The sequence below is a fragment of the Kitasatospora sp. NPDC034023 genome, from assembly GCF_055575795.1.
The window spans coordinates 24,488-36,500 of the sequence record NZ_JBVIRY010000046.1; the positions used below are offsets into that span (position 1 = coordinate 24,488).

Genomic DNA, 12,013 nt, shown 5'->3' on the forward strand with positions numbered 1-12,013 from the left:
CGTGATGGGCGCTCTCGATGAACCACTGACCAAGCTCGTCGGCGACCGCACCGCGAAGGTGCTCGCCGACAGCCTCAAGCTGCGCACGGTCGGGGACCTGCTGCACCACTACCCGCGCCGCTACGTCGAGCGCGGCCAGCTCACCAGCCTGGACGAGCTGGAGGTCGACGAGCACGTCACCGTGCTGGCCCGGATCGAGAAGGTCACCCTGATCCCGTTCCGCGGCCGCAAGGGCGACCGTCTGGAGGTCGTCGTCACCGACGGCCGCAGCCGGCTCTCGCTGGTCTTCTTCAACCAGGGCTGGCGACAGAAGGACCTCAAGGCCGGCGCCCAGGGCCTGTTCGCGGGCAAGGTCGGCGTCTTCAACCGCACCCGCCAGCTGGTGTCGCCCGACTACCAACTCCTCGACGAGGAAGCGGGGTCGGACGCCGCGCAGCAGTTCGCCGGGCGGCTCATCCCGGTGTACGGCGCCAGCGCGCAGATGCCCAGCTGGAAGCTGTCGATCTGCGTCGAGACGGCCCTCACCAAACACCTCGGCGACGTCGGCGAACCGCTGCCCGCCGAACTGCGCGAGCGGCACGACCTGATCCCGCTGCCCGAGGCGCTGGAGCTGGTCCACCGCCCGCGCGGCCAGGCCGACCGCGAGCGCGCCCAGAGCCGGCTGCGCTGGGACGAGGCCTTCGTCCTCCAGGTCGCCCTGGCCCAGCGCCGGGCCGCCGATTCCGCGCTGCCCGCCAAGCCGCGAAAGGCCCGCGCGGGCGGCCTGCTGGACGCCTTCGACGCCCGGCTGCCGTTCACCCTCACCGAGGGCCAGGAGAAGGTCTCCGCCGAGATCGCCGCAGACCTGGCGACCGAGCACCCGATGCACCGGCTGCTCCAGGGCGAGGTCGGCTCCGGCAAGACCCTGGTCGCGCTGCGCGCCATGCTCGCCGTGGTGGACGCGGGCGGCCAGGCCGTCCTGCTGGCGCCCACCGAGGTGCTCGCGCAGCAGCACCACCGCTCGATCGTCGAGATGATGGGGGACCTGGCCGAGGGCGGGATGCTCGGCGGCTCGGACCTCGGCACCCGGGTGGTGCTGCTGACCGGCTCGATGGGCGTGCCCGCCCGCCGCCAGGCGCTGCTGGACATGGCCTGCGGGGACGCCGGGATCGCCATCGGCACCCACGCGCTGATCGAGGACAAGGTCCGGTTCCAGGACCTCGGCCTGGTCGTGGTCGACGAGCAGCACCGCTTCGGCGTCGAACAGCGGGACGCGCTGCGCGCCAAGGGCGAGCAGCCGCCGCACCTGCTGGTGATGACCGCCACCCCGATCCCGCGCACCGTCGCGATGACCGTCTTCGGGGACCTGGAGACCTCCGTCCTGGACCAGCTGCCGGCCGGCCGCTCGCCGATCTCCACCCACGTCGTCCCGGCGCTGGAGAAGCCCAACTTCCTGGCCCGGGCCTGGGAGCGGGTCCGCGAGGAGGTGGCCAAGGGCCACCAGGCGTACGTGGTCTGCCCCCGGATCGGGGACGAGGAGCCCGCCGACCCGAAGACGAAGAAGAAGCGCCAGGCCTCCGCCGCCGAGGACGACCTGGAGGACGTGGGCGCCGGGAGCGACGAGCGGCGGCCCCCGCTCTCCGTGATCGAGACCACCGAGATGCTGGTGAAGGGCCCGCTGGCCGGGCTGCGGGTGGAGATCCTGCACGGCCGGCTCGCACCGGAGGCCAAGGACGACGTGATGCGCCGGTTCGCGGCCGGCGAGGTGGACGTCCTGGTCGCCACCACGGTCATCGAGGTCGGCGTCAACGTCCCCAACTCCACCGCGATGGTCATCATGGACGCCGACCGCTTCGGCGTCTCCCAGCTGCACCAGCTGCGCGGCCGGGTCGGGCGCGGCAGCGCGGCCGGCCTGTGCCTGCTGGTCAGCGACATGCCGGCGGCCAGCCCCGCCCGGGCCCGGCTGGACGCGGTGGCGGGCACCCTGGACGGCTTCGAGCTGTCCCGGATCGACCTCGAACAGCGCCGGGAGGGCGATGTGCTGGGCCAGGCCCAGTCCGGGGTGAAGTCCTCGCTGAAGGTGCTCTCGGTGCTGGAGGACGAGGAGGTCATCCTCACCGCCCGGACGGAGGCCACCCGGCTGGTCGCCGCGGACCCGGAGCTGGCCGCCCACCCGGAGCTGCGGACCGCGCTGGAGAGCCTGATCGACGAGGACCGCGCGGCCTACATGGAGAAGGGCTGAGGGCCGGCCGGGCCCCTGGATTGTCAGACCCCCGCGAGAGAATGTAGTTGTTCAGGGCGCACCCCCAAGGTGCGTACCTGGCGCGACACTTGGGGGTCCTGCCATGGCATTCCGTCATCTCAACGAGCTCCCGCTCGGCGACAAGGTCTTCCGGATCGAACTCGCCAGCGACGACGACCGCGAGGTCACCCTCACCCTGACCGGCTGGCGCGAGGGGGCGGCCGCCACGCCGCTCGCCTCGGGCAAGCTCCGCCTGCCGGTCGAGGACGTCGCCTCGCTGCGGATCGCGCTCAACCGCGCGCTCCGGGCGCTGGCGATCGTCGCCGACGTCTCCGAGCCCATCCCCGACCGCGACGTGCTGCGCGAGCTGTACCCCGGCCACGGCGCCCCCTGGGTGCCGCAGCACGAGGAGGAGCTGGTCCGGCGCTTCCACGACGGCGAGACCATAGCCCGGATCGCCGCCCGCTTCGGCCGTACGCCCGACTCCGTCCGGACCAAGCTGCGCGAGCTCGGGCACGATCCGCGCCGCCCCGAGTTCTGCCCGCCCGACGGCTGCCTGTCCTGGTCCCGCTACGCCTCGCCGGCGCTGCTCGGCGCGGCCGTCCCGGCCCAGGGCGCGGCGGCGGACGCGAGCTGATGCGCTGACCCCGGGGCCCCACCGACGCGTCGGTGGGGCCCCGGCTGTGACTCGCCCGCTCGCCTCCGGGGCGCTCGGGTCCGGTGCCGACGGTCGGCGTTCCCTCGCTCGCGCCTCGCTCGCTCGCTTCTCCCTTTCGGCACCGGCGCGCCCCTTCGGCTCGGGGCGGGATAGCGTGGTCGGGCAGCGACGAAAGGACCTTCCACCACCATGACCCGCGTGATCGCCGGGGCGGCCGGCGGCCGCCGACTGGCCGTACCGCCCGGCCGGGGCACCCGACCGACCTCCGACAAGGCCCGCGAGGCGATGTTCTCCACCCTGGAGGCGCTGCGCGGCACCCTGCACGGGGTCCGGATGCTGGACCTGTTCGGCGGATCGGGCGCGGTCGGGCTGGAGGCGCTGTCGCGCGGCGCCGAGCACGTCCTGCTGGTGGAGGCGGACGGGCAGGCGGCCCGGGTGATCCGGGAGAACGTCCGCGCGATCGGCCTGCCGGGCGCCGAGGTGCGGGCCGCGAAGGCGGAGCAGGTGATCGCCGGCCCGCCCCCGCCGAGCCCGTACGACCTGGTGTTCCTCGATCCGCCGTACGCCGTGACGGACGAGGAACTCCGCGAGATGCTGATCACACTCCTGGCCGGGGGGTGGCTCGCGGAGGACACACTCGTCACCGTGGAGCGCAGCACCCGTGGCGGCGAGTTCGGCTGGCCCGAGGGTTTCGAGGGGCTGCGCTCCCGCCGCTACGGCGAGGGCACGCTCTGGTACGGTGCCGCCGCCGCGGCCGACCAGCAGGAGTAGCGGGCCGCGGGCCCGCACGAGCCGTCACCCCACGAGGGAGCACACACGCCATGCGCCGAGCCGTCTGTCCCGGGTCGTTCGACCCGATCACCAACGGTCACCTGGACATCATCGAGCGGGCCTCGAAGCTCTACGACGTGGTGCATGTCGCGGTCGCGGTCAACCGGAACAAGCAGGGCATGTTCACCATCGAGGAGCGGATCGAGCTCATCGAGGAGACCACCGCCAAGTACGGCAACATCGTGGTCGAGTCGCACCTCGGCCTGCTGGTGGACTTCTGCCGGGAGCGCGGCATCCCGGCGATCGTCAAGGGCCTGCGCGCCGTCAGCGACTTCGACTACGAGCTGCAGATGGCCCAGATGAACCACGGGCTGACCGGCGTCGAGACGCTGTTCCTGCCGACCTCGCCGACGTACAGCTTCCTCTCCTCCACGCTGGTGAAGGAGGTCGCGTCGTACGGCGGCGACGTCTCCCACCTGTTGCCCGAGACGGTGCACGGCCGGCTGGTCGAGCGGATCGCGGAGCGCAAGGCCGAGCAGTAGTCGGCAGCTTGTCCTTTTCTGCCGGTTCGTCACGCCTTGTCCGATGGGCGGGAGGCCGGTTCGGTTCGGGCGTTGTGACCCTGCCCCACGGTGGCCGTACAGTCTGTATCCCTGCCCTGCGGTGAGGTTCACCGCGTCGGGCCTGCCTCCGCCGGACCGTCGGCGGCACACGGAAAGACGAAGCCCCCGTGGACGTGCAGAACAAGGTCGACGAGATCGTGGCGGCGGTCGAGAACGCCCGCTCGATGCCGATGTCGGCCTCCTGCGTGGTGAACCGGGCCGAGCTGATCGGCCTGCTCAACGACCTCAAGGCGGCCCTGCCCGCCGAACTCGCCCAGGCCCAGTCGATGATGGCCGACCACGAGCAGGTGGTGGCAGGCGCGCAGGCCGAGGCCGAGCGGATCATCCAGGGGGCGCACTCCGAGCGCGGCTCGCTGATCTCGGACACCGAGGTGGTCCGCCAGGCCCAGTCCCAGGCGGACCGGATTGTCGCCGAGGCGCGTACCGAGGTGGAGGCCAAGCGGGCCGAGGCCGACGACTACGTGGACAGCAAGCTCGCCAACTTCGAGGTCGTGCTGACCAAGACGCTCGGCGCGGTCGGCCGCGGCCGCACCAAGCTGCGCGGCGACGCCGGTGTCTTCGAGAGCGAGCACGAGGGCGACGGCGACGGCGAGGAGTTCCGGCCGCAGCGGATCAGCCCGAGCCCCGAGGTGGACGAGTACGTCGATGTGAAGCTCGCCACGCTGGAGAACGTGCTGAGCGCCACCCTGGAGGCCGTCGGCAAGGGGCGCGACAAGCTCCTCGGCAAGCGGCCCATCGACGAGCTGGGCGCCTACCTGGCCGCCGCCGACGAGGCGCAGCAGGCCAAGGAGCGGGCCGAGGCGGTGGCGGCGGGCTTCGCCGGCGACGCCGACGGCGCGGACATCGCCTGGTACCGCGAGGACGTCCCGCAGCAGCAGACCTGGCCCGAGCAGGCCCCGGCCGCGGCCGGCTGGCAGGACCAGGGGACCGACCGGTACGAGGCCGCCCAGCAGCCCGGCGGGCAGTACGCCGAGGTGTACGGCGGCGGCTTCGACCCGGCCGGGCAGGGCGACCCGTACAACACCCAGTGGGGCCAGCAGCAGGCCGGCGGCTACCAGCAGCAGCAGCAGGGCTACCCGGCCCAGCAGCAGGACGGCTACGGCTACCAGCAGCAGGGCTACGGCGCGCAGCCGTACGACGGCTACAACTACCCGCAGCAGCCCGCCGCGCCGCCGGCGCTGCCGCCCGCCGTGCCGCAACAGCAGCAGGGCCTGGACGAGACCAGCTTCTTCGACACCAGCATGATCGACATGACCAGGCTGAGGGAGCTCGGCGGCCGCTGAGCGGACCTCCGCGGAGTCTCCTGACGGGACCGAAGTTGGGCCTGACGGGAGACTCCGGTAGTCTGACCACTCCGGCATCCCCATGTCCGGTTGTCGGCTTGCCCTCGCGACGCCGACGTGACGGAGACGCATCGATCATCCCCATGGAAGTGCAGGACACCGTGAACCGCCTCGACCACCGCGACCCCCTCGTGTTCGACACGCACGAGCTGGGTCGTCGCGCCGGTGGGATGCGCAAGGTGACCCGCACCCTGGAGGCCCCCGAGGGCTTCGGGATCATCGATGTGATCGGCGTTCCGGAGAAGAGCCCGATCGAGCTGGAGCTCCGCCTGGAGTCCGTGGTCGAGGGCGTGCTGGTCACCGGCACCGCCGAGGCCCACGTCGAGGGCGAGTGCGTGCGGTGCCTGGAGCCCGTCGACTTCGACATCGACGTGGAGTTCCAGGAGCTGTACTACTACCCGGAGTCCGACGAGCGCCATCGCGCCCGGACCACGGGGACCGAGGACCTCGAAGAGGACTCGGAGAACGAGACTTACCGTCTGGAGGGCGATTACTTCGACCTCCGGCCGGTGCTGCGTGACGCGGTGGTGCTCGCACTGCCGTTGCAGCCGGTGTGCCAGGAAGACTGCCTGGGCCTGTGCTCCGAATGCGGAGCGCGCCTGAGCGACGACCCGGCGCACCACCACGACGCCGTCGACCCCCGGTGGGCGGCACTGCAGGGACTCTCCGCCACCCCCGGCGACGAGGCCCGCGGCGAAGTCGCTAACGGGCGGCGGGGAACTAAGAACAGCGGTACCCGTGAGGGTCTCGCCGAGAACCAGGAGAAGTAGCCGTGGCTGTTCCGAAGCGGAAGATGTCGCGCAGCAACACGCGCCACCGTCGGTCCAACTGGAAGGCCGTCGTTCCGGCCCTCGTGGCGTGCGACCGCTGCCACGAGCCGAAGCTGGGCCACCTCGCGTGCCCGAGCTGCGGCACGTACAACCGTCGCCAGGTCCTCTCGGTCTGATCGGCGGGGTGCACGGATCGATGTCGGACGGTAACTCCACCCGCAAGGCGTCCGCCGCCCCGAAGGGTTCCTCTTCAGGCGGTGGCAAGGCCGGCGGGCCGGCTTCGACCGAATACGACGTCCTGGAAGGGCGCCTCGGGTACACGCTCGAGCGCGCCCTTCTGGTACGTGCCCTGACCCACCGCTCGTACGCGTACGAGAACGGGGGTCTGCCCACCAACGAGCGCCTGGAGTTCCTCGGCGACTCGGTGCTGGGCCTGGTGGTGACCGACACCCTCTACCGCGTCCACCCGGACGTCCCGGAGGGCACGCTCGCCAAGCTGCGCGCCGCGGTGGTCAACTCCCGCGCGCTCGCGGACGTCGGCCGGGGCCTTGAGCTCGGCACGTTCATCCGGCTCGGCAAGGGCGAGGAGGGCACCGGCGGCCGTGACAAGTCGTCGATCCTCGCCGACACCGTCGAGGCCGTGATCGGCGCCGTCTACCTGGACCAGGGTCTGGACGCGGCCACCGAGTTCGTCCACCGGCTGTTCGACCCGCTGATCGAGGAGTCCTCTCAGCTGGGCGCGGGACTGGACTGGAAGACCAGCCTCCAGGAGCTCACCGCGTCGGTGGGCATCGGGGTTCCCGAGTACGTGGTCATGGAGTCCGGTCCGGACCACGAGAAGACCTTCACCGCAGCGGCCCGGGTGGCCGGCGAGGACTTCGGCAGCGGCGTCGGCCGCTCGAAGAAGGAAGCCGAGCAGAAGGCCGCCGAGAGCGCCTGGCGCGCGATCAAGGAGAAGTACGCCGACCGGCTGCCCGCCGGCGCGTGACGGCGCAGTAGCCTTCTCCTGCCGATCGATTCCGCAGGAGGCGTTTTCCCGTGCCCGAACTCCCCGAGGTCGAGGTCGTCCGCCGTGGTCTGGCCAGCTGGGTCGCCGGGCGGACCGTCGCCGACGTCCAGGTGCTGCACCCGCGCGCGGTGCGCCGCCAGCCGGCCGGCGCGGTCGACTTCACGGCCCGGCTGACCGGCACCACCCTCGGCACCGCGCAGCGGCGCGGCAAGTACCTGTGGGTGCCGCTGTCCGGGACCGGCGCGGGCTTCTCACTGATCGGCCACCTCGGGATGAGCGGCCAACTCCTCGTCCAGGACCCGTCGGTGCCGGACGAGACGCACCTGCGCGTCCGCCTGCGCTTCGCCGACGGCGGGCGCGAACTGCGCTTCGTCGACCAGCGGACCTTCGGCGGCCTGGCGGTCGAGGAGGCCGAGGACGGCGACCCGGAGGGCACGCCCGTCTCCATCGCGCACATCGCCCGCGACCCGCTCGACCCGCGCTTCGACGACGAGGCCTTCGTGGCCGCGCTGCGCGCCAGGCGCACCACCGTCAAGCGCGCGCTGCTCGACCAGACGCTGATCAGCGGCGTCGGCAACATCTACGCCGACGAGGCGCTGTGGCGCTCCAAGCTGCACTACGACCGCCCGACGACGACGTTGACCCGCCCGCAGGCCGCCGTCCTGCTGGCCCACGCCCGGGACGTGATGACCTCGGCGCTCGCCGTCGGCGGCACCAGCTTCGACAGCCTCTACGTCAACGTGAACGGCGAGAGCGGCTACTTCTCCCGGGACCTGGACGCCTACGGCCGTGAGCACGAGCCCTGCCGCCGCTGCGGCACCGCGATCCGGCGGGCGGCCTGGATGAACCGCTCCAGCTACTTCTGCCCCCGCTGCCAGCGCGTGCCGCGGGCCCGCAGCGGGGGCTGAGCCGGGCCTGGCCCTACTTCCGGCCGGCGAGTTCGGGCCGCTCGGCGTCCGCGTCGCCGGGCGTGCCGTGGGTGTCCTGGCCGAAGTAGGCGACCCCGACCGCGGACACCACCGCGAGCAGGAAGCCGAGCACGCCGAGCCAGCCCAGGCCGGCCTTGGAGGAGTCGCCGAGCCAGAGCACGCCGACCGCGCCGGGCAGCACCGTCTCGCCGACCACCAGCGCGGCCGTCGCGCCGTTCACCGAGCCGATCTGCAGCGCCACGGTGTGGATGTACATGCCGCCGAGGCCGCCGACCAGGATCGCGTACAGCGCCGGGTCGGAGAGCAGCGAGCCGAGGTCGAACGGCTCGACGCCGTTCAGGATGCGCACGCCGACGCCCAGGGCGCCGAAGCCGAGACCGGAGAGCAGACCGGCGACGATCGCGCCGCTCGCGCCCATCCGCCGCACCAGCAGGCTGCCGCCGGCCAGCAGCACGATGGTGATGATCAGCAGCCACCAGTGGAAGGACATCGCCGCGTGGTGGCCGCCCTCCGGGCCGGCCGAGACGGCCAGCAGCACCAGGGCCGAGCAGAGCACGCCGATCGAGGCCCACTCCAGCTGCTTGAGCCGGATGCCCAGCAGCTTGATGCTGAGCAGCGCGGTGATCACCAGGTTGGCGCTGATGATGGTCTGGGAGAGGAACAGCGGCAGCAGCCGCGCGGCCAGCGCGCCGAGCCCGAAGCCGATCAGGTCGAGCACCGTGCCGAGGATGAACTCCCAGGTGACGGCGGCCTTCGCGGTCGAGGACAGGCTCGGCCCGCCGTGCTCGGTCGTCGAGGTGGTGGCGCCCTTGGCGGCCTCCTCCCGGGCGGAACGGCGGGATCCGACGGCCTGCAGGACCGAGCCGGTGCCGTAGCAGGCGGATGCCGCCACGGCGGTGACGAGGCCGATGATCACCGAGTGCTCCGATCGGGAGTTGGGTCAAGAACAGGTCATGGGACCGACGGTCCGGGACTCACTATGCCCGTTCGCGCGGTACGGTCGGCACGCCCCCTCGGGCGCCCCGGAATCGGGCCGGACCCGCCGGGACGTACGCCCGGGCGCCTCCTGCGGTTCCCACGTGCCACCCGCATCAGGGTCGGCTGGGGGAAACATCATCCCCGAGAAGGGGAGCGGCCCCGGCGGACGGCGGGGACCCCCGCTATTACCAGTATGCGAAGGGTATGGCGTGCTCCGACGCCACTCGCGGTAGCGTCGGGGGCATGAGAACCCTTGCACGACGTTCCCGGGGCGCCGGGCCGCTTGCCCTGGTGGCGGCGCTGCTCGGGCTGCTGCTCCTGTTGGCGCCGGCGGCCTCGGCCGCGGGCGGGCTGAGCGACGCCTCCGGCACCCTGAAGAAGGGCAAGGTCTACGTCGACCCGGCGATGACCAGCCGCTTCAGCCAGGCCCAGGCAGACGCCCTGACCAAGAAGATCGACAAGGCCGACAAGCCGATCTTCATCGCGGTGGTCCCCGACTCGCCGGCCTACGGCAAGGACACCGTCTTCAAGGACCTGCGCACCCTGGTCGGCATCGACGGGGTCTACGGGATCTGGCGCGGCAACCAGTTCCTGGCCCACGCGGACCGCGGCGCGATGGGCGCCGGCATCCCGGAGCGGGTCTCCGGCGCGGCCTTCCGCTCCCACGACGGCGACATCGACGCCACCCTGAACGACTTCGTCGACCAGGCGGCCCCGCAGACCAAGGGCCAGGGCGTCAACCACAGCACCTCGATCGCCTGGGTCGTCATCCCGCTCGTGCTGGTGGCCCTGGCCGGCGCCGGGGTCTTCCTCCTCTTCCGCCGCGCCAAGAAGCGCAAGGAGGAGAAGGCCCGGGCCGAGCTGGAGCAACTGCGCCGGGTGGTGGACGAGGACATCACCGCGTTCGGTGAGGAGCTGGACCGGCTCGACTTCAACCCGCGCGCGGGGGACGCCGACGACGCCCAGCGCGCCGACTACGCCCACGCCCTGGACTCGTACGAGAAGTCCAAGCGCCTGATGGACGAGGCCAAGCGGCCCGAGGACGTCAAGCAGGTCACCGAGGCGATCGAGGACGGCCGGTTCGCGCTGGCCACCCTGAGCGCCCGGCGGGAGAACCGCCCGCTGCCCGAGCGCCGTCCCCCGTGCTTCATGGACCCGCGCCACGGCCCGTCCGTGAAGGACGTCGACTGGGCCCCGGCCGGCGGCTCCGCCCGCTCCGTCCCGGTCTGCCAGGCCGACGCGGACCGGGTGGCGGCCGGCCTCGACCCGGCCGTCCGCACCGTGGACACCGAGCACGGCCCGCAGCCGTACTGGAACGCCGGCCCCGCGTACGCCCCGTACGCGGGCGGCTACTACAGCAGCTTCGGCGGCGGCCTGCTGCCGGGCCTGCTGGTCGGCACCATGCTCGGCTCGATGATGAGCACCCCGGCCTACGCGGCGCCCATGATGGACGGCGGCCACCAGCACGGCTACCAGGACCAGTACGACGGTGGCGACTACACCGGCGGCGACTTCAACGGCGGCGACTTCGGCGGCTTCGGTGGCGACTCCGGTGGCGGGGGCGACTTCGGCGGTGGCGGCGACTTCGGCGGCGGCGGGGACTGGTAGCCCCAGGCCCGAGCGTTCGATCGCCACGCCACTCCCCGCGACTCCCCACGACTCCACGCGGCCCCGCCGGTTCCTCCGGCGGGGCCGCTCCCGTGCGCGGCCCCGGGCCCCGGACCCGAGCGGTGACCGGGCGCGCGGGCGGCTAGGGTCGGGGCATGCACGGTCGCGACGCCCACAGTGAGGAACCGGTCCGGGTCACCGCCTGGGTCCGGGGGAAGGTCCAGCAGGTCGGGTTCCGCTGGTGGACCAGGGCACGGGCGCTGGAGGTCGGCCTGACCGGCTACGCGAGCAACCTCGGCGACGGCCGGGTGCAGGTGGTCGCCGAGGGACTCGCGGCCGACTGCGAGCAGCTGCTGGCCCTGCTGCGCGGCCCCGGAACCCCGGGGAACGTCAGCGGCGTGACCGAGATCTGGACGGCCGTCGGCCCTGGTTACGAGGGTTTCGAGATCCGCTGAGCCGCCGCCCGGGGGCCCGCCGCGGGCCCGCCGCCGGGTCCACCGGGAAAAGATCCGGAACGGTCGGTGTCACGAGGTTGCCATCCGGGCAGACTCGTGGTTGACTCCGCATCGAACGATGATCCACGAGCACGTGGTGGACCCGTCCCGACGACCCCCCAGGCGTGACCACACCGCCGGGCAGGTGACAGGGGCGCGGTAGCGTGCGGTGATCGTGTTGACCCTTTCCGTCTTTGGTGAGACGCTGGAAACCCGCGCACACGACCGCGTTTTCCCGGCAGGCGCATGCCCTCGTGAGCCCAGCTCACAGTGCGTGTGCCGAAGTGCCCAGCCAGCACTTCCGGTGACGCGCCGCGCGTGCGTCCCCCTTCCCCCTAGACCTGGACCGTTCCGGTTCGGTCACTCAGCGTGGAGGACCATACATCATGGCAAAGGCGCTTCTCGGGTACGTCGGCGGCCCCGACCCGCGAATGCTCTCCGAGATGCGACGGCTTCAGCAGCGTGTCCAGGACCTCGAAGACGAGCTCCTTCGGATGCAGGCTGAGAACGACGCTCTCACCGCTGTCGCTGACGAGCACTCGCTGCTCAACAGCATCGATCTGGATCAGCGGGAGCCGGCTCTCACCTGAGTCCCGCCCGGTCCTCGCA

13 protein-coding genes are annotated in these 12,013 nt (G+C 72.2%); 12 read left to right on the forward strand and 1 reads right to left on the reverse strand.

Annotated features, from left to right (window positions below; genetic code table 11):
- The first annotated feature begins 4 nt into the window (after window positions 1-4).
- The 9 genes from recG to mutM all read left to right on the forward strand — a co-directional run bounded on the left by recG (window position 5) and on the right by mutM (window position 8,303).
- A complete protein-coding gene (gene recG / locus ACZ52R_RS38310; RefSeq protein ID WP_465661076.1) occupies window positions 5-2,221 on the forward strand; it encodes an ATP-dependent DNA helicase RecG in 2,217 nt (738 codons plus the stop codon).
- 103 nt (window positions 2,222-2,324) lie between these two features.
- Window positions 2,325-2,858 carry a hypothetical protein gene (locus ACZ52R_RS38315; protein WP_360504608.1) on the forward strand — a complete coding sequence of 178 codons (534 nt, stop codon included), beginning with the start codon at window positions 2,325-2,327 and terminating at the stop codon, window positions 2,856-2,858.
- A gap of 210 nt (window positions 2,859-3,068) precedes the next feature.
- Window positions 3,069-3,650 (forward strand): 16S rRNA (guanine(966)-N(2))-methyltransferase RsmD, encoded by a 582-nt coding sequence (rsmD, locus tag ACZ52R_RS38320; protein WP_360504610.1) that lies wholly within the window; start codon window positions 3,069-3,071, stop codon window positions 3,648-3,650.
- Window positions 3,651-3,700: 50 nt separating this feature from the next.
- Window positions 3,701-4,192 (forward strand): pantetheine-phosphate adenylyltransferase, encoded by a 492-nt coding sequence (gene coaD / locus ACZ52R_RS38325; protein WP_360504612.1) that lies wholly within the window; start codon window positions 3,701-3,703, stop codon window positions 4,190-4,192.
- A 188-nt stretch (window positions 4,193-4,380) separates the two neighbouring features.
- Window positions 4,381-5,556 (forward strand): ATP synthase F0 subunit B, encoded by a 1,176-nt coding sequence (locus tag ACZ52R_RS38330; protein ID WP_465622269.1) that lies wholly within the window; start codon window positions 4,381-4,383, stop codon window positions 5,554-5,556.
- 143 nt (window positions 5,557-5,699) lie between these two features.
- A complete protein-coding gene (locus tag ACZ52R_RS38335; protein ID WP_360504616.1) occupies window positions 5,700-6,386 on the forward strand; it encodes a YceD family protein in 687 nt (228 codons plus the stop codon).
- 2 nt (window positions 6,387-6,388) lie between these two features.
- The gene (rpmF, locus tag ACZ52R_RS38340) at window positions 6,389-6,562 is read left to right on the forward strand and encodes a 50S ribosomal protein L32 (protein ID WP_350641993.1); all 174 of its coding nucleotides are present in this window, start codon (window positions 6,389-6,391) and stop codon (window positions 6,560-6,562) included.
- 20 nt (window positions 6,563-6,582) lie between these two features.
- Window positions 6,583-7,374, forward strand: coding sequence for a ribonuclease III (gene rnc / locus ACZ52R_RS38345; protein ID WP_189923506.1), 792 nt, complete (start codon window positions 6,583-6,585; stop codon window positions 7,372-7,374).
- Window positions 7,375-7,424: 50 nt separating this feature from the next.
- Window positions 7,425-8,303 carry a bifunctional DNA-formamidopyrimidine glycosylase/DNA-(apurinic or apyrimidinic site) lyase gene (mutM, locus tag ACZ52R_RS38350; RefSeq protein WP_465622266.1) on the forward strand — a complete coding sequence of 293 codons (879 nt, stop codon included), beginning with the start codon at window positions 7,425-7,427 and terminating at the stop codon, window positions 8,301-8,303.
- 13 nt (window positions 8,304-8,316) lie between these two features.
- On the opposite strand, the gene ACZ52R_RS38355 is transcribed toward mutM, so the two are convergent.
- Entirely contained in the window at window positions 8,317-9,240 is a 924-nt protein-coding gene (locus ACZ52R_RS38355) for a DMT family protein (protein WP_360504620.1), read from the reverse strand.
- Between the two features lie 305 nt (window positions 9,241-9,545).
- Between ACZ52R_RS38355 and ACZ52R_RS38360 the strand changes: the two genes are divergently transcribed.
- The 3 genes from ACZ52R_RS38360 to ACZ52R_RS38370 all read left to right on the forward strand — a co-directional run bounded on the left by ACZ52R_RS38360 (window position 9,546) and on the right by ACZ52R_RS38370 (window position 11,994).
- A complete protein-coding gene (locus ACZ52R_RS38360) occupies window positions 9,546-10,910 on the forward strand; it encodes a hypothetical protein (RefSeq protein WP_465622265.1) in 1,365 nt (454 codons plus the stop codon).
- 155 nt (window positions 10,911-11,065) lie between these two features.
- Complete coding sequence (locus ACZ52R_RS38365; RefSeq protein ID WP_360504624.1) at window positions 11,066-11,365, forward strand: acylphosphatase; 300 nt, start codon at window positions 11,066-11,068, stop codon at window positions 11,363-11,365.
- A 425-nt stretch (window positions 11,366-11,790) separates the two neighbouring features.
- Window positions 11,791-11,994: a hypothetical protein gene (locus ACZ52R_RS38370; protein ID WP_360504626.1), complete on the forward strand. Its 204-nt coding sequence runs from the start codon at window positions 11,791-11,793 to the stop codon at window positions 11,992-11,994.
- The last annotated feature ends 19 nt before the right edge of the window (window positions 11,995-12,013 follow it).

Bases quoted from the DNA above. Each gene is read 5' to 3' on its own strand.
- recG (WP_465661076.1), top strand. From the start codon at position 5: ATGGGCGCTCTCGATGAACCACTGACCAAGCTCGTCGGCGACCGCACC.
- ACZ52R_RS38315 (WP_360504608.1), top strand. From the start codon at position 2,325: ATGGCATTCCGTCATCTCAACGAGCTCCCGCTCGGCGACAAGGTCTTC.
- rsmD (WP_360504610.1), top strand. From the start codon at position 3,069: ATGACCCGCGTGATCGCCGGGGCGGCCGGCGGCCGCCGACTGGCCGTA.
- coaD (WP_360504612.1), top strand. From the start codon at position 3,701: ATGCGCCGAGCCGTCTGTCCCGGGTCGTTCGACCCGATCACCAACGGT.
- ACZ52R_RS38335 (WP_360504616.1), top strand. From the start codon at position 5,700: ATGGAAGTGCAGGACACCGTGAACCGCCTCGACCACCGCGACCCCCTC.
- rnc (WP_189923506.1), top strand. From the start codon at position 6,583: ATGTCGGACGGTAACTCCACCCGCAAGGCGTCCGCCGCCCCGAAGGGT.
- ACZ52R_RS38360 (WP_465622265.1), top strand. From the start codon at position 9,546: ATGAGAACCCTTGCACGACGTTCCCGGGGCGCCGGGCCGCTTGCCCTG.
- ACZ52R_RS38365 (WP_360504624.1), top strand. From the start codon at position 11,066: ATGCACGGTCGCGACGCCCACAGTGAGGAACCGGTCCGGGTCACCGCC.
- ACZ52R_RS38370 (WP_360504626.1), top strand. From the start codon at position 11,791: ATGGCAAAGGCGCTTCTCGGGTACGTCGGCGGCCCCGACCCGCGAATG.